The following is a 26,629-nucleotide window of genomic DNA, read 5'->3' as shown; positions in this document are numbered from 1 at the left end:
TCCCGGCCACTGGTTGGTCGTTCGCCTCAACGAGTTGGAGCCGGGCGCGGGCCTGCCGTGGCCCGCGCATCGGGTTCCGCGGCGTGGAGTCCGGTAGCCCGGCCGAAACTACCGGCCACCGATTAGGTCGTGGACCTGCCGGAGCAGGTCGTTGGCCGTGAATGGCTTTGCCAGGGAGCTGATTTCGTGGGGGATGGAGGGGACGTCGTGGAGGCCCGCGCCGTCCCCGGACATGTACAGGATGGGAAGGTGGGGGTGCAGGCGGCGTAGTAGTTCGACGAGGCGGCGGCCGGACATCCCGGGCATCACCGTGTCGGTCACTAGCAGCGCGCAGCTTTCCTCGGACATGATTTTTAGCGCTTGCGGTCCATCGGTGGCCGACAGTGGGCGGTAGCCGGCAGCGGCGAGGATTCGAGTGAGCATTTCGCAGATTTCTGGCTGGTCGTCGACCACGAGGACCGTCTGGTTCTGTCCTAGCGGTGTGACCGCAGTGGAGGGTGCGGAGTTCGCGGTCGGACCCGAGCCGGAGGCCAGGGGTAGGTACAGGGAGAGGGAGGTACCTGCGCCGAGTGTGGAGCTGACGTGGAGGCTGCCGCCGCCGTCGGTGACGATGCCGTACACGGTGGCCAGTCCTAGGCCGGTCCCGTAGCCTACCGCTTTCGTGGTGAAGAATGGATCGAAGATGTGGGCGAGTGTCTCGTCGTTCATGCCAGTGCCGGTGTCGCTGACGGTCAGGCACGCGTAGCGCCCGGACGGTAGGGGCGGTTGGAAGTCTGGCTGGTGTTCGTCGAAATCGATGGGGCTGGCCTCGATGCGGAGGGTGCCGCCGTTTGGCATCGCGTCGCGGGCGTTGATGGCGAGGTTGACCAGTGCCTGCTGGATTTGGCCGCTGTCAGCATTGATTAGCACCGGTTCGTGGTACGGCGTGGTGACGAGTGTGATGTCCGCGCTGATTGCCCGGGAGAGCATCGCGCAGGCCTCAGTGATGGAGTCGTTGGCGTCGAGTACGTCGGTGCTGGTTTGCTCGCCGCGACTGAACAGCAGCAGTTGTCGGGTAAGTCCTGCGCCGCGCTCGGCGGCGTTGCGGACCTTGTCCAGATCCGCCTGTACGGCGGCGTCGGCCGCGCTGCGTTCGGCGGCGAACGCCGTGAAGTTCAGGATCATGGCCAGCAGGTTGTTGAAGTCGTGGGCGACGCCGCCGGCGAGTTGGCCGAGGCTCTGCATGCGCTGGGCCTGCCGGGTGCGTTCCTGTACGGTGTCGCGCCGCTCCTGCTCCTCCTTACGCGTGGTGATGTCACGGGCGACTGCCGCCGCCCCGACGACGACCCCGCGGGCGTCGTGGATGGGTGAGATGGTGAGTGCCACGTCGATGTCTGTGCCGTCTTTACGCCTGCGCTGGGTCTCGTACTCCTGGATGCTGCGGCCAGCGGCGACCTGGGCCAGCAGCATCGGAAGGTCCTGGTCACCGGCAGGTCCGCAGATGAGCGAGATATGGGATCCGACCGCCTCTGCGGCGGTGTAGCCGTACATCCGTTCAGCGCCCGGGTTCCAGGACGTGATAACGCCCTGCAGTGTCTTGCCGATGATCGCTTCGTCGGTCGATGCGACAACGGCTGCAAGCGTGCGCAGTGGCCCCTGGGACTGGACAGCGAACGCCTCGAGCTGCTGGGTATGGCGGGCGAGCATGACACTGACCGCGGTCACGGCGGCGGTGCTGAGCAGGAAGAGCAGGTGGTGTGTCGTGCCCCAGATCCTGTTGGGCCACCACGCGAGTGCGGAGATGAGCAGGAGCGCGTAGCCCCCGACGAACAGCACCGCCCGGGGGCGGCCGGACGATGCAGCGAGGCAGGGGCCTGCGGCCAACAAACCCGCCAAGATGAGCGTCGGCCCAGCAGCCGCGTCGAGTATGGCGAGGCTGCTCATGGTCGCGACGGCTACGAGTACGGCGGGGAACACGGAGCGTGCCGGCGGCTCCACCCCGACTTGGCCACGGACATCCGAAAACGCCGGTACTTCCTGGTGCATGCTTCGCCCACTTCCCGGGCGATCGTCGAATCGAGCTGCTTTCAACGCTACATCAGTCCTAGCGCCGCGCTGCCCGACTGGTGGTAATTTCTACCAAAATACACTATATATCGTCGGCCAGAGGGATGATCAGGCGGTGCGGTTGCCGAACCGAGAAGTATGGCGGCGGATCGTGGAGCCCGGCTCCGCGTTGGCGTTGGCAGCCGTCACTCTCGGGCTGGGAATATGTCTGACACTTGCCGCTGTAGCCGTCCTGGAGCGACTGCGCGGCCAGGTCGCGAGTCAGACGATGGATCGCCAGACTGCTCTGGCGCAGCAGGCGGTCGGCGCCGAGGCCACCAGATATGTCGACGCTGTCGGTGATGTGGCGGCCTCGGTGGGCGCGCAAGCGGAACTCACGACCGGTGATTTCGCAGACATCACCGCCCCGCTGGCCGCCCAACGGCTTAGTGGTGCCTCTGGGGTGGTGTTCGTCGTGCCCGCCGAGCGGGACCGGTACGGGGCGGTCCAGCGGTTCTGGCGGGGCCGGGGCGCGGCCGGGTTGGTATTCAAACCTGCCCCCGGTGATCCGGGCGGGACGCACATGTTCACCGTCTTCAGCCGCAACCTCGACGGCAGCGCCCCAACGCTGGCCGGGATCGACATCCGCAACGCTCCCCAGCCCAGCGCTGCCCTGACGGAGGCACGGCGGACTGGTCAAACCGTGGTGTCGGACACCTACCAACTCCTCCGCGACCGCGGCCTGCCAGTAGACCAGCAGCAGATGTCGTTTGTCCTCGCCGCGCCGGTGTACAGCCCTGTCGACAGTGCGGGGGGCCGCACCTTTCGCGGCTGGATTCTGATGGGACTGCGCGGCCAGGATTTCATCAGCCAGACGTTACGGAGCACCGCGCAAGACTTGCTCGGTGTCACCCTTACCACCCCGGGGGCAGGCGGCGCCCAGGTCACGGTGGCCAAACTGGGTGACGGGACCGGCGCTGACCTGCACCGGTCGGTGTCGATCCCCGTGGCACAGCAGCAGTGGGGCCTCCACACCGCCGCGACAGCCACCAGCCTTCCCGGCAGCGGACGGTCGCTGCCCATCGGCGCGACGGCGACCGGCTCGGCCATCTCCCTGCTGCTCGCTGTCCTCGTGTACGTGCTGCTCAGCGCCCGTGCACGAGCGCTAGCCCGGGTGGCCGACGCGACTGCCCAGCTGCGCGGGCAAGAACGCGCCGCCCGCGACCAGGCGAACCTGCTAGCACTCATCATGGACAGCATCAGCGAAGCGGTAATCGTGGTGGACCGGTCGGGCCAACTCGTGCACCACAACAGCGCCGCCGCCCCGATCACCGGACCCGCCGGCGACAGTGCCTGGCTGGCGAGCCAGCCGGCGTATCGCCTGGACGGTTCGTTATTCGACACCGAGGACCTACCGTGGACACGTGCGGCACAGCGCGACGAGTCGGTGGACCGGGAAGAAATGATCATCGGTTTCCGGGGCGCGTCGGACGGTTCCGTCCTCAGCGTCAACGCACGGCCGCTGCACCACCGAGCCGCCCGCCCCGGTGCAGTCGCCGTCCTGCGAGACGTCACGGCCCGCAAGCAGCACGAGGCGCAACTCGCCGTCGCCTCGGCCTTGCTGGAGCAGGAACTCGCACAACGCCGGCTGACCGAGGCCAAACTACTGGAACAGACCGAGGAACTGAACATCTTCGCCGGAGTCGTCGCCCACGACCTCAAGTCGCCGCTGGCTAGCGTGGCCGCCTACGCGGAACTGCTCCAAGAGGAGTCGGCCGCACCGCCGGGCGAACCGGTACGCGCCGACCACGGGGACAATGTCGACTCCATACTCCGGGGAATAGAGCGCATGCGACGGCTGATCGACGACCTGCTCAGCTATGCGACCGCCCGCGATGCGAACCAAAAGATCGAGGAAATCGATCTGAACCAGGCGGTCCGTGAAGTCGTGACCGAACGTACCGCCCATCTGTGCGCCGGGCCCACCCACACGTCGGCGACGCTGCCCCTCATCGACATCCATGCGGTGGCCGTAACCGTACGCGCGGACCGGGCGATGCTCCGCCAACTCCTCGACAACCTCATCGGCAACGCGCTCAAGTACACCACGCCAGGCCAGCCGGCCCACGTCGAAATCAGCGCTGAACGCCACGCGGACGGCCTCGTCAAGGTAGTCATCGCCGACCACGGAATCGGAATCCCGACCACGCAGCACGCGCGAGTTTTCGACTCATTCCACCGCGCCCACACGACCGGGAGCTACCAGGGAACCGGACTCGGCCTGGCCATCTGCCGACGGATCGTCCAACGCCACGGCGGCACCATATCCGTGGACGACAACCCCGGCGGCGGGAGCCGCTTCCACTTCACGATGCCAGCAGGCTGATTCACGACCCCCACGGCCGGACGGCAGGTTCAGTCGGTGGAAGCATCTGAGCTGATCAGCTCGGCGAATACTTCGGAGGGTTTCTTCCAGCCGAGGATCTCACGGGGCTGGTCGTTGATTTCAGCGGCGACCATGGCGAGGTAGTCCGGGCTGGAGGTGATTTTCACGGCTTTGGGGAGGTATTCGCGGACGATCCGGTTGAGGTTCTCGTTGCTGCCGCGCTGCCAGGGTGAGTGGGGCGGGCGAAGTAGACCGGCATCGTGGTGGCGGTGATTTGCTTGTGCCGGACCATCTCAGAGCCGCAATCCCAGGTCAGCGACTTGCGCGCCTGGACGGGTAGACCTTTGACCGCGCCGATGAGTTGCGGGTGGGTGGGGCCGGGACCCGCAGCCGTCTGCCGGGATCATCGATTCCCAGAGCGTCAAAGGCGCCGACACCGTCGGTGCCGATTCGCGTGGCTACGACGCGGGGAAGAAGGTCAACGGCCGTAAGCGGTTCATCGTCACGGACACGTTGGGGCTGCTGGTCACCGCCTGGGTGCTTGCCGCCTCGTGGCAGGACCGCGACGGCGCCAAAGGCGCCCTGATCGCCGCCACGATCACCGCGCCGGGCATGCGATACGTGTTCGCTGACCAGGGCTTCGCCGGCCGACTCGTCGACTGGTGCGCCACCAGCTCGCGCATGAACCTGGACATCGTGCGCCCACCGGCCGGGCAGCGCGGCTTCGTCGTGCACCGCCGACGCTGGGTCGTCGAACGCACCCTGGCCTGGCTCACCGCCCACCGCCGCCTGGCCCGCGACTACGAACGCACCACCACGGTCTCCGAAGCCATGATCCGGTGGGCGGCCATCAACCAGATGCTGCGCCGCCTCACCCGCGACCATCCCACCCAACGGCAGAAACGCCGCCACTTCGACTGGCCCGACTGACACCATTACGAAACACCTACTGAGGCACATGTAGGTCGAATGGCGGCTCTACGGACCCGCCTCGTACCGGGTCGCGTCGGCCAGGAGGCGGGAGGGTGCCGTGACCGTTGATGCCGTCACTGGAGTCATACGGCCGCGGCGAGCGCCGGCGGCCCGGGCGAGTGTCTGCAGTAGTCGTTCAGTGGCGTTCCAGTCGAGGCATGCGTCGGTGACGCTCACATCGGGGCGCAGGGGGCGGGCCGCGGGGGCTTGCCGGCCGTCGGTGAGGTACGACTCGATCATGACGCCGGCGAGCGCGGTGTTGCCGGCGGCGACCTGTGCGGCGAGGTCGGTGACGACGGCTGGCTGCCGCAGGTGGTCCTTGCCGCTGTTGCCGTGCGAGGCGTCCACGACGAGGCGGGGTGGCAGGCCGGCCCCGGTCAGCCGCGTTAGGGCGTCGGCGACGGCCGCGGCGCCGTAGTTGGGTGTCGGGCCGCCGCGCAGCACCAGATGGGCGTGGGGGTTGCCGATGCTGCGGACCCGCGTCAGTCGTCCGTCGGGCCCGACCACGGGCAGTACGTGGGTCAGGCTCGCGGCCCGGACCGCGTCGATCGCGGTGTCGAGGCGGCCGGAGACGCAGTTCTTCATGCCGACCGGCATGGGGAGGCCGGAGGCCAGGTGCCGGTGCGGCTGGCTGGCGACCGTGCGGGCGCCGATCGCAGCCCAGCTCACGGTGTCGGCGACGTAAGGCGCGAGTAGCGGGTCCACGAACTCGTACGCCAGGGGTAGTCCGGTGGCGGCCGCGGCGACGAGGAACTCCCGGCCGCGTCGTACGCCCGTGGCCACGTCGCCGCGGCCGTCGAGGGTCGGGTCGGGCAGCAGCCCGGTCCAGCCCGAGACGGTGCGCGGCTTCTCCAGGTACGCGCGGAGCACCACGACCAGGTCGTCGCCGTAGCGGCGGGCGGCGGCCGCGAGCCGGCCGGCGTACTCCAGCGCGGCGTCGGTGTCGTGCACCGAGCACGGTCCGACGATCGTCAGCAGGCGCGGGTCGTGCCCGTCGAGGACTGCCCGGACGGCGGCGCGGCCCCGGGTCACCGAGCGCGGCGCCGGCGGGAGGGCCGCGGCTATCGCGGCCGGCGTCGGTAGGGGGTCAGACATCGGTGGTGGTCCTCTCGTCAGGGGCGGTGAGGCGGCGCGGCAGCCAGGCGGCCGCCACTGCGGCGACGACGGCTAGTGCCAGCACGCACCAGAAGGCATCGGCGAAGGCGGCCGCGATGGCGCCGGGGCCGCGTGCGGTCAGCCGGTGCTGCAGCGCGACGGCCAGGGCCGCGGTGCCGAGGGAGCCGCCGAGTGTGTTCAGAAGGTTCAGCGCGCCGGCGGCGTGGGGGATGTCTGGCCGGCTGACTCGCCGGTACACCAGCGCCATGATCGGGGCGCTGATGAGTGCGGCGCCGAAGCCGCGCGCGACGAGCGCGGCGGCGACGACGCTGTCCGGTAGTGCGGCGGCGAGCTGGGTGAACGGCGCGGTGCCGGCGGCGACCAGGGTGATTCCGGCAAGGACCAGCGTGCGGGGCGGGGTGCGGTCCACGAGCCGCTGTACGAGCAGCGACCCGGCGACGGCCCCGGCGCCCTGCGGGGCCAGCAGCAGGCCCGCCTCCCACGGGGAGAGGCCGGCACCGTCCTGCAGGTACAGCGGCAGCAGGAACATCGTGCCGAACACCGAGGCGCCGAGCATCAGCAGCGCCAGAGCTGCCGCGCCGAACGGTGGCCGCGCGAACAGCCGCAGGTCGACCAGGGGCGGCACGGGCCGGGACCGGCGCTGTCCTGCCCGGCCGGATCGCAGGGCGTGCCCGACGTATGCGGCGAGCATCGCGGTGCCCAGCGCCAGCGCGGGTCGCGGGCCCGACAGCCCGTACACGAAGGTGGCCAGGCCCGGTGCGAGTAGTAATGCACCGACCATGTCGAAGGGAGGCCGCGACGGCGCCGGCGCGACGGCCGGCACGTGCCGGCTCGCCAGTAGTACCGCGGTGATGCCGATCGGCAGGTTCACGAGGAACAGCCACGGCCAGTCGGCGACGCCGAGGATCGCGCCGCCCAGCAGCGGCCCGAGGACGGGGGAGAGCAGCGGTACGACGCCGACGACGCTGATGAGGCGGCCGATCTTCGGCCCGGCCGCCCGGGCCAGCAGCGCCTGACCGGTGGGGGGCAGCAGCCCGCCCGCCAGGCCCTGGAGGACGCGGAACGCGACCAGGCTCGCCAGCGACCACGCGGCCGCGCACAGCGCCGAGGCGGCCACGAACCCGACGACGGCGCCGATCCAGACGCGCTTTCCGCCGTACCGCTCGGCGAGCCAGCCAGAGGCGGGGACGGCCGCGACGACGGCGAGCAGGTACGCCGTGCTGACCCAGTGGATGTCGGCCACCCGGGCGCCGAACGCGTCGGCGAGCGTGTCCACCCCGACGGCGACGATCGTGGCGTCCAGTGTGGCCATGAACGTACCGAGCACCAGGATCCCGGCGACGCGCCACAGGTCGGCGCCGACCCGTTCCGGGGCGGCGCTCACCGCAGCCCCGCCACGAACGCGGCCGCGTCCTCGTCGAGCCGGCCCGGCAGCGCGGCCAGCGCACTCTGCAACGCGTCCGCCAGCGCGGCCGCCTCCCCGGCGGTGAACATGCCCGCCTGGTACGCCAGGACGCCGGACCAGCCGCCGTCCCCGGGTACGACGGTGACGGTGACGGGGTGGTGGGTCCGCTCGCGGAACCGCGCCCCGGTGACCGTCAGGCCGGGCGCCGGCTCGCGCAGCCTGGCCGGGTCGACCGGGTAGTTCTCGAACACGACCATGCTGTCGAACAGGCGCCGCCGCCCGGTCAGCTCGGTCAGCTCGCCCAGCCCGACGGCGGAGTGTCCGGCCAGCGCCTGCTGCCGGGCCTGGAGGTCGGCGAGCGCGTCGCCGACGGTCCCGGTGAAGCGGGCGCGGGCCGGCACGGTGTTCGCCAGCAGCCCGATGATCTCCTCGATGCCGTCCACGTCGGCGTCGCGCGCCGAGACCATGACGCCGAAGCAGGCCTCCGGGCGCCCCGACCGGGCGGCCAGCACCGCCGCCCACGCGCCCTGCAGCAGGGTGTTCGGGGTCAGGCCGCGCCGCGCGGCGGCGGCCGTCAGCGCGGCGACGCGCGGCGCCGGCACGGTGAACAGGACCGGCGCGGCGGCGGCGACCCGGTGGTCCCGGCCGCGGGTGAGGGCGTCGCCCTCCGGCAGGTCCGCCAGCGCGTCCCGCCAGGCCGCGATGTCCGCGGCGCGGTCCCGGCCGGCGAGCCAGTCGGTGTACCGGGACAGCGGCACCGGTGCGGGCAGGGGCGTGCCGGCGTACCCGGCGAACAGCTCCGCCAGGATCCGCGGCGCCGACCAGCCGTCCGAGAGCAGGTGGTGGCTCGTCAGCGCGAGCGTCCACGCGTGCGGGCCGCGGCGCAGCGCCGCGACCCGCAGCAGCGGTCCGGTCGCCAGGTCGAACGGCTCGGCCAGTTCGTCGTCCAGCGAGTCGGCCTCCCGGACGTCCACGCGCGGCGCCGGGGGTACGACCTGGACGGCGTGTCCGGGCGGGAACACCGCGCCCAGGTGCGGGTGCCGGCGCACCAGTTGCCCGGCGGCGGCGCGGAGCGCGGCGAGATCCAGCGGGCCGTCGAGGTGGAAGGCCGCCTGCACGGTGTACGGCTCGGGGTGTCGGAGCAGCACCTCCTGCAGCGGCGTGAGCGGCAGGACCCCGGCCGGCGCGCAGAGCGCGCGGGCGGCGTCCGCGAAGTGCCCGGCCAGGGCGGCGACGTCCGCCGCGCCGAACAGCGCTTCCGGCCACGTGAACCGCACGCCCAGGGTGTCGTCGCGGACCAGCGCGTCGATCATCAGCGGGTACGGCAGCGGCAGGTCGGCGCCGCCACCGGAGCCGAGCGGGTCGGCGTCGGGCGCCGGCTGCCACGGCGTCTCCGCCGCGGGCGGGGCGGGGAAGCGGCCCAGGTAGTTCCAGCTCACCTCCGGCCGGCGGCCGTCGGCGTCCAGGATGCCGTGGCCCAGGCCGTCACCGGCCGCGGCGAGGTGGTCCCGTACGGCGGCGACCGCGGCCGGGCCGGCCGGGGGCGCGATCCGGGCCGGGTGCACGGCCGTGAACCAGCCGACGGTCGCCGACAGGTCCACTGGCCCCGAGCCGTCCGGCGCCCGCGGCGGGCGGCCGTGGCTCTCCAGCGCGACCAGCAGGTCGGGCGCGGTGCCGCGCCAGGCGGCCACGGCCCGCGCCAGCGCGGTCAGCAGGACGGCGTCCGGCGTGCAGCGGTACGCCGCCGGCAGCGCGGTCAGCAGGGTCCCGGTCGTCGCCGCGTCGAGCCACAGGTGGTGGTGCCGCGCGGTGCCGGCCGTGTCGCGGGCAGGGTCGAGCGCGGCGCCCAGCGCGGGCGGCCCCGCGGTCACCCGCGCCCAGAACGGCAGCTCCCCCGCCCGGCCGTCCCGCGCCGCGCGCAGCGACCGCGCCCACCCCAGGAACGACTGCCCGTGCCGGGTCAGCTCCCCGCCCCCGTACGCGTGGGCGAGGTCGTCGAGCAGCACCCGCCACGAGACGGCGTCCACGAGGGCGTGGTGGGCGACGAGTACGAGCCGGCCCGGGCGCCCGGCACCCGGGTCGCACCAGATGGCGCGCAGCAGCGGCGGCGTGCGCAGGTTCATCGCCGCCCGCGCCGCCTCGACCGCCGCGTCGACGCGCGCCCGCACGTCGCCGTCGGCGGTGCGCACGTGCACGAGCACGTCCGCGCCGGTGACGGTGCCGGGCGCGGGAATGCGCAGCGCGCCGCCGGCCAGGTGCGCCCGCAGCACGTCGTGCCGGGCCAGCACCGCGTCCAGGGTGGTGCGCCACCGCCGGGCCTCGCCGCCCGCCGGTACGCAGACCTCCACCCACTGGCAGAAGCGGTCGGCCGCACTCCCCGCGCGGCGCAACAGGTCGCGCATGACCGGGGTGAGCGGGGCGTCGCCCACCGCGGGGGCGTCGGCCGCCGGCTGCGCCGGGGTACCGCAGCGGGCGGCGATCCCCGCCACCGTGCGCCCCTCGAAGACGTCCCGCGCCGTCAGGGCCAGGCCCGCGCGCCGCGCGCGGGACACCACCCGCAGCGACGCGATGCTGTCGCCGCCGACGTCGAGGAAGGCGTCGTCCACGGTCACGTCCCGGCCGAGCACCTCGCGCAGGACCCGCAGCAGCGTCGCCTCCGCGGGGGTGGCCGGCTCGCGGGCGGGTCCGCCGCGCGCCCGCTCCGGCGCCGGCAGGGCGGCCTGGTCGAGCTTCCCGGCGGGGGTCAGCGGAAGCCGGTCCAGGAACACCACGGCCGACGGCACCATGTGCTCGGGCAACTGGGCGGCGAGGTGGCCGGTCAGCGCCGCGGCGTCGGCGTCGCCGATGACGTACGCGACGAGGCGGTCCCCGCGGACGACGACCGCGCAGCCGCGCACGTCCGGGTGCGCCGAGAGCACGGTCTCGATCTCGGGCAGCTCGATGCGGAAGCCGCGCAGCTTCACCTGCGCGTCGGTGCGGCCGAGGAACACGAGCTGCCCGTCCGGGCGCCAGCGCGCCAGGTCGCCGGTGCGGTACATGCGCTCGCCGGGCGGGCCGAACGGGTCGGCGACGAACCGCCCGGCGGTCAGCCCCGGCCGGTTGAGGTAGCCGCGGGCGAGCTTCGGGCCCGCCAGGTACAGCTCGCCCACCGCCCCGACGCCGACCGGCAGCAGGCCGCCGTCGAGCACGTACGCGCGCACCAGCGGGTCGGGGCGGCCGATCGGCAGCGGGCCGGCATCGTCCCGGTCGTACCGCCAGGTCACCGAGTTCACGGTGACCTCGGTCGGGCCGTACGCGTTGAACAGCGCCCTGCGCCCGCGGCCCCAGCGGGCCGCCAGCGCCGGGTCGAGCCGCTCGGCCCCGACGACGAAGAACACGCCCGGGTCCACGGCGGCGTCGTCGGGCATCGCGGCCAGGAACGAGGGCAGCAGGTTCATGCCGGTGACCCGCTGGGCGGCCGCGTAGTCGAGCAGCTCGTCGCCGGGCAGCCGCACCTCGTCCGGGGCGATGACCGAGGCGCCGCCCGACAGCAGCGGCAGCAGCGTCTGCCACACCGCCACGTCGAAGCTGGTGGAGGCGAAGTGCAGGTACCGCTCGCCGGTGCCGATGCCGACGACGTCCTCCTGCAGCGACACCAGGCTCGGCACGCCGCGCAGCGGCACCCCGACGCCCTTGGGCCGGCCGGTGGTGCCGGAGGTGTAGATGACGTACGCGAGCGCGTCCGGGGTGAGGCCCCGGCGGGCGTGCACCGGGTCGGCGTCCCACCCGCGCGGGCCACCCGGCGCCGTCGGGTCCACCGCGGGCAGGTCGGCGTGGCCGCCGTCGGTGGCGACGGCGGCGGTCGGCGCGGCGTCGGCCAGCATGTAGGCCAGCCGCTCCCGCGGGTAGGCCGGGTCCATCGGCACGTAGACCGCGCCGGCCTTCAGCACGCCCAGCAGCGCGACGGGCATCTCCACGTCCCGGCCGAGCAGCACCGCGACGCGGTCCTGGGCGCGCACGCCGCGGGCCAGCAGCGCGTGGGTGAGCCGGTTGGCGCGGCGGTCCAGCTCGGCGTAGGTCAGCGTGCGGTCGCGGCAGACGACGGCCTCGGCATCCGGGGTGCGGCGGACCCAGGCGGCGAACTCCGCCAGCACGCCGCCGACGGGCCGGCGCGGCTCCGGTCCCACTCCCAGGCCCAGGACCTGGTCGCGCTCGGCGGCGTCGAGCACCGCGAGGCGGGCGACGGGAGTGTCCGGGCCGGCGACGATCTGGCGCAGGAGGTGGCGCAGGCCGCGGCCGTACGCCGCGGCGGTGTCCGCGCCGAACGCCTCGGGCTGGTAGCCGAGGCCGATCCTGATGTCGTCGCCGGGGATGACGATAACGGTCAGTGGGTAGTGCGTGGCGTCGGTGATGTCGACGCCCGTCAGCGCGAGCCCCGGTCCGACCTCGACGCGGGTGCGGTCCGACAGCGGGAAGTTCTCGACCACGAGCATCGTGTCGAACAACTCGCCCGCGCCGGCCGCCCGCTGGATGTCGGGCAGCCCCAGGTGGTGGTGCTCGGCGAGCGCGGTGGCCTCGGCCTGTACGCGGTCCAGCAGCGCGGCGACCGGCTCGGCCGGCGCGGCGGCGACCCGCACCGGGATCGCGCTGCCGAGCTGACCGATGGTCGCCTCGACGCCCGGCACCTCCGCCGGCCGGCCCGAGACCGGGCAGCCGAACACGACATCGCGGCGGCCGGTGAGCCGGCCGAGCAGGATGCCCCACGCCGTGTTGAGGACCGTGGCGAGAGTGACGCCGCGCTCGCGGGCGAAGCGGCGCAGCTCCGCGCTGAACTCCGGCCCGAGGTCCACCGCCACGCGTGCGGGCCGGCCGACCGTCGCCCGCGCCGTCGTCGGCGCGAGGCGGGTGCCCTCGGCGCCGGCGAGTGCCCTCTCCCACGCCGCGAGCGCCGCGCCGCGGTCCCGGCCGGCGAGCCAGCGGTGGTACGCGGTCGGCGACGGTGCCACCGGCGCGGGCGGCCCGCCGCCCAGCTCGGCGTACGTGGCCAGCAGCGCGCGGCCGACCAGCGGCATGGACCAGCCGTCGAGCAGCGCGTGGTGGATGGTGATGGCGAGCCGGTGGTCGTCGGGGGCCAGCGCCGCGAGCAGGAACCGGATCAGCGGCGGCCGGGTGGGCGAGAACGGCCGGTCCAGCTCCTCGCGCAGCGCGGCGTCGAGCCCGCCGTCGATGTGCCGCCACTCCAGGCGCACGTCGGCCGGCAGGACCTGGACGACGTCGCCGGCCGCGGTCAGGTGCAGGTGGGCGCGCAGCGCCGGGTGCCGGCGCAGCAGTTCCGCTGCCGCGTCCCGCATCCGGGCGGTGTCGACCGGCCCGCTCAGCCGGGCCACGGCCTGCACGACGTACACGTCGGCGGTCGGTGTCTCGGCTCGGTCGCCCTCCGCGCAGGGGGGTTCGGCGCGCTCGTCGGCGGCGCCGCCCAGGAGCGTGTGGTACGTCAGGCCGACCTGTAGCGGGGTGGCCGGCAGGATGTCGGTGACCGGCCCGTCGGCCTCGACGGCGTCGATCGCGGCCTGGTCGAGGTCGACCAGTGGCAGGTCCGAGGGGGTGAGTCCGCCGCCGACGTGCCCGGCCAGTGCCTCCAGCGTTTCGGCCCACGCCCGCTGGAGCCGGGCGACCTCCGCCGCCGGGAGGACGGTCGACGCGGCGGTCCACTCGACGGCGAGCCGGTCGCCGGCCACGAAGCAGTTCAGCGCCAGCAACTGCTCCAGCGCCTTGGCCGGCGGTTCGACGACGGCGAACGGGTCGCCCTCGGGAAGGTGCCACCCGGCGTCGGGCAGCGGGGCGAAGCGCCCCAGGTAGTTCAGCAGCACGTCCGGCGGCGGCGTGGCGGACAGCTCCTCGCGCGTGGTGGGGTCGAGGTGGCGCAGCACGCCGTAGCCGACGCCGGGCAGGGCCCGCGCGGCCTCCTTCGCCGCGCGCAGCAGTCGCCCGACGTCGCCGGCGGTCGGTACGCGCACCGGGTGCTCGCTGGTGAACCACCCGACGGTCCGGGCCAGGTCCACCTCGGAGCGGTCGCGGCCGTGGCCCTCCATCGTCACCGAGACGCTGTCCAGCGGCTTCCACCGCCGCAGTGCGAGCGTCAGCGCGGCGAGCAGGATCTCGTCGACGCCGGCCCGGTACGCCGCGGGCAGCGCGGTCAGCACGGCGGCGGTCTGCTGCGGGGTGGCCAGCGTCCGGGTCACCGCGGCGGTGGCGACCGTGTCGGCGGCCGGGTCCAGCGGGCGGGCCGCGATGCGGTCGCCGTCGAGCGCGTCGCGCCAGTGGGCCAGCTCGCCGCGGTGCGCGCCGGACTCGCCGCGCTCGGCCAGCAGGATCGCGTGCCGCCGCCACGAGGTGCCCACGGGCGCCAGCGGCTCCCCGGCGCAGGCGGCGCGCAGGTCGGCCAGCAGCACCCGCCAGGACACCCCGTCCACGGCGAGGTGGTGGATGACGAGGACGAGCCGGTCGGGTTCGCCGGCCGGGGCGCGGACGAGGGCGGCGCGCAGCAGCTCGCCGGCGGCGGGGTCGAGGGTGGCCGCCAGCCGCTCCGCGACGGCGGCGAGCCCGGCGGGCGACCGGTCGGCTGCGTCGCGCAGCTCGCGTGCGTCCGGCAGCACCGACCCCCGCGGCCGGATGTCGACGCCGGCCGGCGAGGCCCGCAGGCGCAGCGCGTCGTGGTGCTCCAGCAGGGCGCGCAGCCCGCGGTCGAGGTCGGCCAGGGGGAGCCGCGCGTCGAGCCGCAGCGCCGTCCACTGCGCGTAGCCGGCGACGGCGCGGGGCTCGTTGGGCTCCAGGAGCGCGCGCACGATCGGCGGCGCGGGCACCGGGCCGACCGGCTCGTCGGGTACGGCCGGTGCCTCGTCGCGCCGCCGCGCCGCCGCGGCCACGTCCGCGAAGCTGCGCCGCGCCAGCAGCTCCCGGGGCGCCAGCTCCAGCCCGTGGGCGCGCAGGCGGCTCGTCACGCTGATCGCGGTGATGCTGTCGCCGCCGAGGGCGAAGAAGTCGTCGTCCACGCCGACGGCGGCGGCGCCGAGCACCTCGCCGACCGTCGCGCAGAGCAGCCGCTGCGCCGCCGTGGCCGGGGCGCGGCCGCCGCCGTCCACGCGGGGCGCCGGCAGCGCCGCGCGGTCCAGCTTGCCGTGTGCCGTGGTCGGCAGCGCGTCGAGGACGACGACCGCGGCGGGCACCAGGTGCTCCGGCACCCGGCCGGCGAGCGCGGCGCGCACCCCGGCCGGGTCGAGTTCCCCGCCGACCACGTAGCCGACGAGCCGCCCGCCGCGCACCGCGGCCGCCGCCGCGGCCACCCCCGGCAGCGCGCCGAGTGCCGCCTCGACCTCGCCGACCTCGACGCGGTACCCGCGCACCTTCACCTGGCCGTCCCGCCGGCCGCGGTACTCCAGTCCGCGCGGCGTCCACCGGGCCAGGTCGCCGGTGCGGTACATCCGGTCGCCGGGCGCGCCGTACGGGTCGGCGACGAAGCGCTCCGCGGTCGCCCCGGGCAGCCCCCGGTAGCCGCGCGCCAGCCGCGGCCCGGCCAGGTACAGCTCGCCGACGTGGGCGGGGCGCAGGGCGCCGTCGAGGACGTACGCCCGCGTCCCGGGCAGCGGCCCGCCGATGGTGACCGCGTCGCCGGACACCGCGGCGGCCGTGCCGTCCACGGTGGCCTCGGTCGGCCCGTACAGGTTGCGGGCGGCCACGCCGGAGGCGGCCACGCGCTCCCACAGCGCCGGTGGGGTGGCCTCCCCGCCGAGCACGAGCAGCGCGGGCCGGTGCGGCCCGTCCAGGAGCCCGCCGTCGACCAGCGGCCCCGCCATGGACGGGGTGGTGTCCACGACGTCGATGCGGTCCCGGGCGTAGGCGGCCAGCAGGGCGCCCGGGTCGCGGGCGGTCTCGGCGTCGTAGACGTGCAGTTCGTGCCCGCAGAGCAGCCACAGCAACTGGTCGAGCGCCGAGTCGAAGGCGAACGAGTAGGTGTGCGCCACGCGCAGCCGCCGCCCCGCGGCGGCGTCGGCGACCATGCCGTGGCGGTGCCCGTGGACCAGCTCCGCGAGCGCGCCGCGCCGCCCGAGGACGCCCTTGGGCGCGCCCGTCGAGCCCGACGTGTGGATGACGTACGCCAGGTCGTCGGGGTGGCGCTCCACCTCCGACAGCGGCGGGCCGACGGCGACGCTCACGGCGAGTACCGGTACCGGCGACACGTCCGCGGTCGACGGCGTGGCGATCGTGAGCCGGGCGCCGGCCGCGAGCTGACGCAGCCGGGCGGCCGGCTGGGTCACGTCCAGCGGCAGGAACGCCGCTCCCGCGTCGAGGACCGCGAGCAGCGCCACGACCAGGTCGGCCGAGCGCGGCAGCGCCAGCGCGACCACGTCGTCGCGGCCGACGCCGCGCTCGCGCAGCGTCCGCGCCAGCCCGTGCACCCGCCCGGCCAGCTCCGCCCCGGTCAGCCGGTCGGCCCCGCACACCAGCGCGACCGCGGCCGGGTCCAGGGCGTCCACCAGGTCCGACACGTCCGGCGCCGCCCCGGCGACCGGCGCGGGGGACCACTCCCGCAGCAGGTCCGCGGAGTCGAGCAGCTCCACCCGCCCGACCGGCACCCCCGCCACCAGGCCGGCGAGCAGCCTGCGCAGCGCGGTCAGCCGCGCGTCGACCGCCGCCTGGTCGTGGGTGCGGGCGTCCACCTCGAACGTCAGCGCCAGCCCCCCGGCACGGGTCGGCAGGACCGCCAGGCCCATGTCCTCGGGCGGCCCGCCGGCCACGTTGCGCATGACGCCGACCGCGTCGGCGAAGTCGATGGCCAGGTCGAACGCCTTGAGGTTGACGCCGCGCCCGTGCAGCAGGGCGCCCGCGCCGGGCGCGGCCAGGTCGCGGGGCAGGTCCTCGCCCCGGTACCGCTGGTGGGCCCGCATCTCCCGGAGCACCCCGGCGACCCGCCGGCCCAGCGACGCCAGGTCGTCGCCGCCGCGCACCGCCAGCCGCGCGGGCAGCACGTTGACGGCCATCGCGGGCGTGCGCAGCGCCGCGCCGGTGCGGCACATCAGCGGTACCGCGAAGACGACCTCGGTGCCGCCCAGGACGCGGTGCAGCAGCGCGGCGTAGGCGGCGATCAGGCCCTCGCCCCAGGTGATGCCGGTGGCGTCGGCGGCGGCCTTGAGCTGCGCCACCTCCTCGGGGGGCAGCACCGCGTGCGCGGTCCGCGTGCCGGACGGCGGCCCGGCGGGCGCGGCGCCGTCGCCCAGTTCGGGCAGCGGCGTGAACCGCTGGACCCAGTACCGGCGGTCCCGCTCCGCGTCGGGGCCCTCCCGGTACGCGCGGTCGGCGGCGACGAGGTCGGCGAACGCGCCGAAGGTGGCGGCCGGCGCCGTCGCGCCGGTGACCAGGGCCGTGTAGTGGGCCGCGGTGCGGCGCGCCAGCATCGCCGCCGTGTAGCCGTCGAAGACCAGGTGGTGCCCGAGCTGGGTGAACCAGACCTCCCGCGCGGACAGGCGCAGCACCGTGTACGCGAACAGCGGCCGGTCGACCATGCCGCGGCACTGCCGCGCGAGGCGCTGCCGCTCGGCCGCGGTGAACGCGTGCGCGGCCGCCGCGGGGTCCGCCTCGCCGCTCAGGTCGAGGACCCGGGGCCGGGGCGCCGGCCCGGCGGCGACCGACTGGCGCGGACCGTCGGCGGTCTCGGTGACGCGCAGCCGCAGGCACTCCGCCTCGCCCACCGTCGCCTGGATCGCGTCGGCCAGCAGTTCCGCGTCCACCGGGGTGTCGCCGCGCACCTCCACGACGTCGCCGACGAGGTAGTACGGCGACTCGGGCTCCAGCCGCTGGGCGTTCCAGATGCCGAGCTGCGCGCCGGTCAGCGCAAGGGTGGTCATGGCCTGCTCCTCGATGCGGGGGTGCGACGGACCTCCCGGGCCAGCAGCCACAGGAGGTAGCAGCCGCCGATGGCGGTGGTGACGACGCCGACCGGCAGCGCCACCGGCGCCAGCAGCGCCTGCGCGGCCAGGTCCGCGCCCTGAAGGAGGACGGCGCCGACCAGGGCGGCCGGCAGCAGCGGTACACCCGGCGCGGCGGCCAGCCGGCGGCCGATCTGCGGCGCGGCGAGCGCGATGAACGCGACGGGTCCGGCGACGGCGGTGACGGTGGCGGTACAGCCGACGCCGATGAGCACCAGCTCCAGGCGCAGCCGCTCCAGCCGGATGCCCGTGGCGACGGCGAGGTCGTCGCCCAGCGACGCCTGCAGGACGGCGCGCGACCGGGCGGCCAGCAGCGCGAGCAGCACGGCGATCACGGCGAAGGGCACGCCGAGGTCGGCCCAGTCGACGCCGTTCAGGGAGCCGGCGCTCCACCCGACGGCGGCGATGGCGATGTCCAGGTCGGCGCGCAGGACGATCCACGAGTTGACGGCCGACAGCGTGGCGTTGGCGGCGATGCCGATGACGACGAGCCGCAGCCCGGAGACCCCGCCGCGCAGCGCCAGGAGGTACACGACCGCGGCGGCGGCGAGCCCGCCGAGGACCGAGGCGGCGGTGAGCTGGGTGGGCGTGCCGGCGAGCACCGTCAGCGCGACCAGCGCCCCGGTGTACGCGCCCGCGTCGAGCCCGATGACGTCGGGGCTGCCCATGGGGTTGCGGGTGAGGTTCTGGAAGACCGCGCCGGCGGCGCCCAGCGCCGCGCCGAAGACGAACCCGGCGAGCACCCGCGGCAGCCGCCACTCCCGGATGACGACGTGCGGCCCGCCGGGGGCGCCGGACAGCGCCTCGTACACCCGGTCCGGGCCGGCCCACGTCGGGCCGTAGCAGAGGCCGGCGACGGCGAGGGCGGCGGCGGCGAGCAGCAGCGCGGCGGCCAGTACGAGCGTGCGGCGCCGGACCCGCAGCGACAGCCCGCCGCGGCGCAGTACCAGCGCCGTCACCGCCGGACCGCCCAGATCAGCACCGGGCCGCCGAGCAGCGCGGTCACGATCGCCACCGGCAGCTCGCCCGTGGGCAGCAGCAGGCGGGAGCCGACGTCGGCCAGGAGCAGCAGGACCGGCCCGACCGCCGCGGCGAACGCGGTCAGCCAGGGCACCGACGCGCCCGCCAGCGGACGCACCAGGTGCGGCACGATGAGGCCCACGAACAGGATCGGCCCGGCGAGCGCCGTGGCCGCCCCGGCGAGCACCGTCACGAGCAGGAACGCCGCCGCCCGCACCGGGGCGACGCGGACGCCCAGCCCCGCGGCGGTGTCCTCGCCCAGGCTGACGGCGTTGAGCTGTCGGCCCAGCAGCAGCGCGCAGCCGACCCCGACGCCGATGACCAGCAGCGCGGGCGCCGTCTCGGCCTGCTCCCGACCGGCCAGCGAGCCGACGGCCCAGAACCGGTACCGGTCGAACACCTCGGGCAGCAGCAGCCGCAGCCCCAGGGAGATGCCGGCCAGGACGGAGCTGAGCGCCACGCCGGTCAGCACCAGGCGCAGCGGGGAGCCGTGGCCGACGGAGCCGACGAGCGCGGCGGCGGCCGCGGCGCCGAGCACGGCGACGCCCAGCTCCAGGGGCGCCCCGCCGGCCACCCCGGCGGCCGCGCCGAGTGTCACGGCGAAGCCCGCCCCGGCGGTCACGCCGAGGATGCCGGGCTCGGCGAGGGGATTGCGCGTCAGCACCTGGACGAGCGCGCCGGCCACGGCGAGGGCGGCGCCGACGGCCACGGCGAGGGCGGCGCGCGGCAGCCGGATGTCGCGGACCACGAGGTGGTCGGCGGAGTCGCCGGGCCACAGCACCGCCCGGAGCACCTGGGCGGGGGCGATGGTGTGCGCGCCGACGCCGACGCTCAGGACCGCCGCCCCGGCCAGCAGCGCGAGGGCTGCCAGCAGGGCGGCGGTCCGGGTCGACCGTCGGCGCAGGATCACTTGGTCAGCAGCGGCGCGAACGCCGCGTCCGCGGCGTCCAGCGTCCTCAGCGCGGAGCGGTACGTCGCCGCCTCGGTGTAGCGCAGGGGGAACACCCTGCCGGCCTTGACGGCGGGCAGGTTCTTCCACAGGCGGGAGTCCAGGACGTACTTCACCGGGGCGGGAAGGGAGCCGTCGGCGGCCACGGAGTAGGTGAGGGCGTCGGCCTGCGCGAACGCCGTCGACAGCTCCTCGACGGACGGGTACTCGCTCACGTCCTTGCTGCCGCCGCCCCTGACCTTCACCTCGCCGTAGTAGTTCGCACCGAGGTCCTGGGCGACGTTGGTGCCCCAGGAGCCGTTGAACTCGCGCTGGAAGTTGCCCTTGCCGACCTCGCCGTACGCGCCCAGGTGGGCGAGCCTCAGCTTCGGCAGCACCGCGGCGTACTTCTGCGCGCCGGCGGCGGCCTTCTTGTCGTACTCGGCGCGGACGGCGTCGAACGCCGCGAGCGAGCCGGCGGCGTCCGCCTGGCGGCGGGACAGCTCGCGCCACGCCTTCGGTACGGACGGGCCGATGGCGACGACGGGAGCGATGGCCTCCAGCCGCTTCATGTCGATGTCGGCCAGCGCCGGTTTCGGTACGCCGATGACGATGAGGTCCGGGTCCGCCTGGGCGACGGCCTCGTAGTTGGTCTCGGCGGCCTGCTCGCCGGCCACCTTTGGCAGCTTCTCGTACGTCGCCCGGTCCGCCTCGCCCATCAGCGGGATGCCGCGGTTCCACGTCGAGACGCCGACCAGCGGCGCGGACGCCTCCAGCAGCGCGGGTACGGCGTAGCCCGTGGCGACGACCCGCTTGGGCGCGGCGGGGATGGTGACGTCGCCGTTGTCGGCGGCGAACACCCGGGTCGCCGCGGCGGCGCCGTCCGGGCCCGCCTTGCCGCCGGCGCAGCCGGCCGTGAGTCCGAGCGTCAGCGCGGCGGCCGTCGCGAGGGCGGTTCTGGCGATGCGCATGTGCGGTCCTACCGTTCGATCAGTGGTCGTGGTCGTGGTCGTGGTCGTGGTCGTCGTCGAAGTCGGCGACGCCGCGCTTCCAGTAGCCGGTGATGTCGTAGTCGGTGCGGGGCAGGCGCAGGTCGTCGCGGACCCAGGCGCGCAGCGGCCGGATCGCGCCGGCCTCGCCGGCAACCCACACGTACGTGCGGAGTCCGGCGGGGATGTCGACGCCCCGGACCGCGTCGGCGAGGTCCCCGACCGGGTGCAGCCAGCGCACGGCGACGCCCGGCGGCGCGGCCAGGTCGATCCGCTGCGCGGGGCCGGCCACCTCGATGAACGCCCACCCGGCCGCGGCGCGGGGCAGCTCCTCCAGCCACCGCGCGATGGCGGGCAGGGCGGTGAGGTCGCCGGCCAGCAGGTAGCGGTCGTACACGTGCGGCACGATCAGCCCGCCGGGAGGCCCGGCGACGTGCACGTGCGCGCCGGGGCGGACAGTGCGCGCCCACCGGGCGCCGAGCCCGCCGCCGTGCACGGCGACGTCGATGTCCAGCTCGCCGCTGCCCGGGTCGTACCGGCGCACCGTGTACTCGCGCGACGTCGGCGACGGCCGCGGCCAGCGCAGCATGAGCCCGTCCTGGGTCGGCAGCCGCAGCGCGCCGTCCTCGGGGTCGGGGAACAGCAGCTTCACGTGCTCGTCGGGCGCGTGCGCCTCGAAGCCCGCGGTACCCGGGCCGCCGAGGGTGACCCGCACCAGCCCGGCGCCGACGGCGGCCGTGCGCAGCACCTCGGCGCGGCGCACCCGGATCGGGTAGCCGACCTTGGTCGGCGTGTCGCCCGCGCGCACCTCGGCGATGGCGTCGAGGTGCCGCGCGCGCCCGTCCGTCCGCGTCACGACCGGACCAGCCGGGCGTTCCACGCGACCAGGCGCGGGTCCTCGGCCAAGTCGGCGAACTCCAGGTCGGACGCCCCGGCGCCCCGCCACTTCTCCACCAGGCCCATGACGCGCAGCGAGTCCAGCCCCAGGTCCTGCAGGTCGGCCTCGGCGTCCACCTCCGCGGGCGGGCAGTCCAGCGCCGCGGCGACGTCGGCGCGCAGCCGCTCGGCCGTCAGGGTGCTCACGCGCCCGCCTCCGCCACGGCCGGGGCCGACAGCGCCGCCAGCGCGTCGGCCGCGACGACGACCCCGCCGCACGTGCGCGCCACGTACGCCAGCGTCTCGTCGTGCCGCTCGCGCGAGAAGTCGGCGATCGCGTCGGCGACCAGGAACGGCTGCACGTCCCGCATGAACGCCTCCACCGCCGTGGCCTGGATGCCGATGTGCGCGTAGACGCCGGTCACCAGCAACTGGTCCCGCCCCGCGGCGGCCAGCCGCTCGGCCAGATCGCTGCGCTGGAACGCGCTGTACCGCCACTTCGGCAGCACCGCGTCGCCGGGCGCGGGCGCCAGCGCGTCCACGATGTCCGCGGCACCCGGATCGGCGTCGACGACCGCGCCGATGCCCGGCCCCCACATGTCGGTGAGCAGGCCGCGGTCGCCCGGCGCCTGCCGGCCCGGCTGCGCGGTGTAGAGGACCGGCACGCCGGCCAGCCGCGCCGCCGCCGCCAGGGCCGCCGCGTTGCGCAGCACCGCCGGGATCGGGTCGCCCGCGTACGGCGCGAGGAAGTACCGCTGCGCGTCGTGCACCAGCAGCGCCGCCCGGGAGGGGTCGGGTCGCCAGCCGACGCGCGCGCGGGGCAGCTCCGCGCGCGTCGGCAGCGGGTACGGCGGGATCTTCGGCAGGGACACGTGCGTCAACCCTTCGTCGCATGGGCGGTCAGCGCCGCCCGCAGCTCGCGCTTGCTGGTCTTGCCGACGCCGGTGACGGGGAACTCCGGCACGACCCGCACCAGGTCCGGCACCGTGAACGCGGCCACCCCGCGTCTGCGGACGAACCGGCGCAGGTCGGCACCGCTGGGCGCCGCCCCGGCCACGGGCACCACGTAGGCGCAGGTGCGCTCGCCGAGGTACTCGTCCGGCACGCCCACGACGGCGGCGTCGAGCACATCCGGGTGGGCCATCAGGTGGTTCTCGACCTCGGCGGCCGCGACCTTCTCGCCGCCGCGGTTGATCTGCTCCTTGGCGCGCCCGACCACCTCCAGGTGGCCGCTGGGCAGCCGCCGCACCAGGTCGCCGGTGCGGTAGAAGCCGTCGGGCGTGAACGCCTCGGCGTCGCGGTCCCAGTACCCGCGGATCGTGTACGGGCCGCGGGTCAGTAGCGCGCCCACCTCGCCCGGCGCCACCTCGACCGCCGGGTCGTCGGGGTCGGTCACCCGGATCTCGTCGTCGGGCGAGATCGGGCGGCCCTGCGTGCCGAGCACCAGCGCGGCCGGGTCGTCCAGGCGCGTGTAGCAGACCAGCCCCTCGGCCATGCCGAACACCTGCTGGAGCTGGCAGCCCAGCGCCGGGCCGATCCGCTCGGCCAGTTCGCGGCCGCACTTGGCGCCGCCGACCTGGAGCGTCTCCAGCGACGACAGGTCGCGCCGCGTGCGGGCGGCGGCCTGGGCCCACGCGGCGGCCAGCGGCGGTACGACGCCGGTGATGGTGACCCGCTCGGCCTCGATGAGCCGGAACGCGGTGTCGGCGTCGGGCCGCGGCGCGAGGACGGCCTTCGCCCCGGCGTGCAGCGCGCCCAGGACGCCGGGCGAGCTGAGCGGGTAGTTGTGCGCGACCGGAAGCGCGGCCAGGTACACGCTCTGCGGGCGCAGACCGCAGATGCGGGCGCTCTCCCGCACGCTGTACAGGTAGTCGTCGTGCGTCCGCGGGATCAGTTTCGGCAGGCCGGTGCTGCCGCCGGAGAGTTGCAGGAACGCCACGCCGGCCGGGTCGGGGTCGGGCAGCCCGCGCGGTGCGGTCGCGGCGAGGTCGGCGTACTCGGCGCCGTCCACGGCGAGGACGCGGTCGGCGACAGCCCGCGCGGTGGCGGCGTGGTCGTGCCGCTCGTACACGCCGACGGTGAGGATCGCCGCCGCGCCGGACTGCGTGACGAAGTGCCGCAGCTCGGTCTCGCGGTGCGCCGGCAGCGCGAACACCGGCAGCGCGCCGGCCCGCCACAGCCCGAAGACCGCGGCCACGAACTCGGCGACGTTCGGAAGCTGTACCACGACCCGGTCGCCGGGCCGGATGCCCCAGTCGCGCAGCCCGGCAGCGACGCGGTGGGCGCGGTCGTCCAGCTCGGCATACGTCCAGCGGGCATCGTCGCCGACGACGGCGGTCCGACCCGCGTGCGCCGCGCCGAGCGCGGTCAGCAGCGCGCCGAAGGTCTGCCCGCGCCAGTACCCGGCGGCCCGGTACCGCGCCGCGAACTCCGTCGGCCAGGTCGTGCTCATGCGATCACCTCGCCGTGCCCGGCGGTGCCCGTCTCCGGCGCGCCGGCCCGGGATTCGCTGCCGGGCTCGCTCAGGCCGCCGTCCACGCCGAGGGCGCCCAGCAGGGTGCGGAACTTCGCGCTCGTCTCGGCCAGCTCCGCCGCCGGGTCCGAACCGGCGACGATGCCCGCCCCGGCGAAGGCGCGCACGGTCCGGCCGTACACCTCGGCGCTGCGGATCGTGACGACCCACTCGCCGTCGCCGTGCGCGTCGACCCAGCCGACCAGGCCCGAGTAGTAGCCGCGGTCCTCGGGCTCCAGGTCCGCGATCGTCGTCCGGGCGGGCTGCTCCGGGACGCCGCAGACCGCGGGGGTGGGGTGCAGCGCCTCGGCCAGGGCCAGCGCGGAGGAGTCCGGGTGGCCGGGGTCGGCGAGTCGGCCGGTGATCCGGGTGGAGAGGTGCCACATCGTGGGTGTGCCGACGACGGTGGGCTCGGGGACGTCCAGTGCGACGCAGTGCCGGCGCAGGACGGCGGCCACCTGGGCGGCGACGTGGGCGTGCTCGGCCCGGTCCTTCGGCGAGCGCCGAAGGTCACGGATCCGGGACTGGTTGTCGGCGTCGTCGGCCGCGCGGGGGACCGAGCCGGCGAGCGGGTTCGCTACGACCGTGTCGCCGCGCCGCGCGACCAGCAGTTCGGGGCTCGCCCCGAGCAGCGTCCGCGGCGCCGCGTCGCCGGGCGCGCTCACGTCGAGTGCGAACGCGTACGCGGCGGGATCGTTGCGGACGAGCCGGGTGAGCAACTGCGGCACCCGGACCGGGGCGTCGGCGGTCAGCTCCAGACAGCGGGCGAGCACGACCTTGTCCAGGCCGCCCGCGTGGATGATGTCGAGGGCGCGGCGCACGCTGTCGGCGTACATCCGGGGCGCCGGCCGGTGCGTGATGGACCAGCGCGGCGCGAGCCCGGCGGGGGCGGGCTTCCTGCCGGTCAGCGGGGCCGCGCGCCGGACGACCGAAGGCAGGAACAGCGTCGCCTCGGCGTCGGGCCAGAAGCCGATGGCGCCGACCGCGACGGGTTCCTCGACGCCGTCGCGGGTGGCCGCGGCGAGCGCGGCGGCCGCGCCCCGGCCGCGGGCGCCCGCGGTACCGCCGACGCGGGCGTGGACGCCGTCGGCGAGCAGCACCCCGCGCGGGGAGGAGAAGTAGTAGGAGCCGGGTAGGTACGCGGCGAGCAGGTCGGCTGCGGTGTGCACCGGACGAGGACGCACGGGAGCGGTGGTGGGCACGACGATTCCCCTCTCACCCGTGACAGGTCTGCCTAGGCAGAGGTTAGCCTAACCTAAGTTAAATTGCCGCATCGGCTCCGGTGCAGTGGTCACGCACGCAGGGTGGCTCCACCGTCCACGTACAGGTTCTGCATGGTGATGTGCCGTGCCCGGTCCGACGCCAGAAAGAGCACCGCGTCGGCCACGTCCGCCGGGTCGGCGATCCGACCGAGGGGAATTCCGACCCGGAAACTCGCAAGATCACCCGCGATCACCCGCTCCGGCCCGTTGTCGTCGGTCCAGAGTCGATGCTGCATCTCCGTGTCCGTCGACCCCGGCGAGACCACGTTGCATCGCACGCCCGAGCCGGCCAGCTCCAGCCCGAGGCAGCGGGCGAGCATGGTCGTCGCGGCCTTGGACGCCGCGTACGCGGCCATGTTCGCCCGCGGCACCCCGGCGGCGTTGGAGCCGACGACCACCAGCGACCCCGCACCCCGGCGAGCCATCCGGCGCCCCAACTCGCGTAGCACGTGGAAAACGCCGCTCGTGTTCACGGCGAAGGTCGCTGCCCAGTCCTCGTCCGAGGTGTCACATACCGTGCCGGGGCGGAGAACTCCGGCGACGGAGACGCCGACGGAGATCGGCCCGAGTTGCTGCTCGGCCTCGGCCACCGCGCGCTCCACGGCCCCGGAGTCGCTGACGTCGGTGGCGAGTGGCAGGACGCGTTCGGTGGCGGCGACCGCGTCCACATCCAACGCCGCGACAGTCGCACCGGCATCCACGAATGCCCGGGTGACGGCCGCGCCGATCCCACGCGCGGCGCCTGTCACCAGCGCGACGGTTCCGGAATTCAGCATGCGCCACATGTACCCCCCACGCCGCGGAACCTGCCAGATGCAAGGGCAGACAGTGATCTACCTCTCTGCGTGGAGACACATGCGCGCCGCGCGGCAGGTTCCACGAAGTGACGGACACGTCAGCGAGGCTGGGTGGGAGACGGCTGTCATCGCTGCTTTACCAAATCGGAGGTAAGCGGGACTCCAGCATGCCGCGCAGCGGTGCGGACTCACCCTGCCCGACCCGCCGCCCACCGCCGACGTGTGGCCGCCCAGGTGAAGGCGTCCCGCCCGGACAGCCTGGATGTCGCCGGTGCCGCTACCGGTGTAGGCGGTCGGTCCGTGGACCAGCAGTTGGCGGGTACCCGGCGGGGTCGGCGCCTCCCAGCGGATGGCACCGGAGGCGGCGTCGAAGTGGCGC

At 75.0% G+C, this 26,629-nt stretch carries 14 protein-coding genes and 2 pseudogenes; 2 read left to right on the top strand and 14 right to left on the bottom strand.

Annotation, left to right across the window (positions count from 1 at the left end):
- Window positions 1-108: 108 nt before the first annotated feature.
- On the bottom strand, window positions 109-1,923 hold the full coding sequence (locus IEY75_RS15335; protein WP_189115041.1) for a PAS domain S-box protein: 1,815 nt from the start codon (window positions 1,921-1,923) through the stop codon (window positions 109-111).
- A 238-nt stretch (window positions 1,924-2,161) separates the two neighbouring features.
- On the opposite strand from IEY75_RS15335, the gene IEY75_RS15330 reads away from it, so the two are divergent.
- Window positions 2,162-4,411 carry an ATP-binding protein gene (locus IEY75_RS15330; protein ID WP_189115040.1) on the top strand — a complete coding sequence of 750 codons (2,250 nt, stop codon included), beginning with the start codon at window positions 2,162-2,164 and terminating at the stop codon, window positions 4,409-4,411.
- Window positions 4,412-4,440: 29 nt separating this feature from the next.
- Here the strand turns inward: IEY75_RS15330 and IEY75_RS21555 are convergent.
- Window positions 4,441-4,772, bottom strand: a pseudogene (locus IEY75_RS21555) (IS30 family transposase); the annotation flags it as partial.
- Between the two features lie 14 nt (window positions 4,773-4,786).
- On the opposite strand from IEY75_RS21555, the pseudogene IEY75_RS15320 reads away from it, so the two are divergent.
- A pseudogene (locus IEY75_RS15320) lies at window positions 4,787-5,341 on the top strand (transposase); the annotation flags it as partial.
- Window positions 5,342-5,389: 48 nt separating this feature from the next.
- Here IEY75_RS15320 and IEY75_RS15315 read toward each other — a convergent pair.
- From IEY75_RS15315 to dhbA, 12 genes are all read right to left on the bottom strand, one after another.
- Complete coding sequence (locus IEY75_RS15315) at window positions 5,390-6,478, bottom strand: 3-deoxy-7-phosphoheptulonate synthase (RefSeq protein WP_189115038.1); 1,089 nt, start codon at window positions 6,476-6,478, stop codon at window positions 5,390-5,392.
- Entirely contained in the window at window positions 6,471-7,883 is a 1,413-nt protein-coding gene (locus tag IEY75_RS15310) for a DHA2 family efflux MFS transporter permease subunit (RefSeq protein ID WP_189115037.1), read from the bottom strand. Before IEY75_RS15310 ends, IEY75_RS15315 begins: the two co-directional genes overlap by 8 nt.
- A complete protein-coding gene (locus tag IEY75_RS15305) occupies window positions 7,880-17,785 on the bottom strand; it encodes a non-ribosomal peptide synthetase (RefSeq protein WP_189115036.1) in 9,906 nt (3,301 codons plus the stop codon). The genes IEY75_RS15310 and IEY75_RS15305 overlap by 4 nt, the downstream gene beginning before the upstream one ends.
- A complete protein-coding gene (locus tag IEY75_RS15300) occupies window positions 17,782-18,825 on the bottom strand; it encodes a FecCD family ABC transporter permease (RefSeq protein WP_189115035.1) in 1,044 nt (347 codons plus the stop codon). The genes IEY75_RS15305 and IEY75_RS15300 overlap by 4 nt, the downstream gene beginning before the upstream one ends.
- A complete protein-coding gene (locus IEY75_RS15295; protein WP_189115034.1) occupies window positions 18,822-19,796 on the bottom strand; it encodes a FecCD family ABC transporter permease in 975 nt (324 codons plus the stop codon). Before IEY75_RS15295 ends, IEY75_RS15300 begins: the two co-directional genes overlap by 4 nt.
- On the bottom strand, window positions 19,793-20,785 hold the full coding sequence (locus IEY75_RS15290; protein ID WP_189115033.1) for an ABC transporter substrate-binding protein: 993 nt from the start codon (window positions 20,783-20,785) through the stop codon (window positions 19,793-19,795). Before IEY75_RS15290 ends, IEY75_RS15295 begins: the two co-directional genes overlap by 4 nt.
- Before the next feature lie 19 nt (window positions 20,786-20,804).
- Window positions 20,805-21,659 (bottom strand): siderophore-interacting protein, encoded by an 855-nt coding sequence (locus tag IEY75_RS15285; protein WP_189115032.1) that lies wholly within the window; start codon window positions 21,657-21,659, stop codon window positions 20,805-20,807.
- The gene (locus tag IEY75_RS15280) at window positions 21,656-21,886 is read right to left on the bottom strand and encodes a phosphopantetheine-binding protein (RefSeq protein WP_189115031.1); all 231 of its coding nucleotides are present in this window, start codon (window positions 21,884-21,886) and stop codon (window positions 21,656-21,658) included. The genes IEY75_RS15285 and IEY75_RS15280 overlap by 4 nt, the downstream gene beginning before the upstream one ends.
- The gene (locus IEY75_RS15275) at window positions 21,883-22,551 is read right to left on the bottom strand and encodes an isochorismatase family protein (RefSeq protein WP_189115030.1); all 669 of its coding nucleotides are present in this window, start codon (window positions 22,549-22,551) and stop codon (window positions 21,883-21,885) included. The genes IEY75_RS15280 and IEY75_RS15275 overlap by 4 nt, the downstream gene beginning before the upstream one ends.
- 5 nt (window positions 22,552-22,556) lie before the next feature.
- Window positions 22,557-24,131, bottom strand: coding sequence for a (2,3-dihydroxybenzoyl)adenylate synthase (locus IEY75_RS15270; protein WP_189115029.1), 1,575 nt, complete (start codon window positions 24,129-24,131; stop codon window positions 22,557-22,559).
- Complete coding sequence (locus IEY75_RS15265; RefSeq protein WP_229789740.1) at window positions 24,128-25,360, bottom strand: isochorismate synthase; 1,233 nt, start codon at window positions 25,358-25,360, stop codon at window positions 24,128-24,130. The genes IEY75_RS15270 and IEY75_RS15265 overlap by 4 nt, the downstream gene beginning before the upstream one ends.
- A gap of 122 nt (window positions 25,361-25,482) precedes the next feature.
- Entirely contained in the window at window positions 25,483-26,229 is a 747-nt protein-coding gene (gene dhbA / locus IEY75_RS15260; RefSeq protein WP_189115027.1) for a 2,3-dihydro-2,3-dihydroxybenzoate dehydrogenase, read from the bottom strand.
- Window positions 26,230-26,629: the final 400 nt, after the last annotated feature.

Source organism: Pilimelia terevasa (assembly GCF_014647915.1).
Lineage (GTDB): Bacteria > Actinomycetota > Actinomycetes > Mycobacteriales > Micromonosporaceae > Pilimelia > Pilimelia terevasa.
Note: the sequence above shows the minus strand (reverse complement) of the source record. Positions and strands in the feature narration are given on the sequence as shown.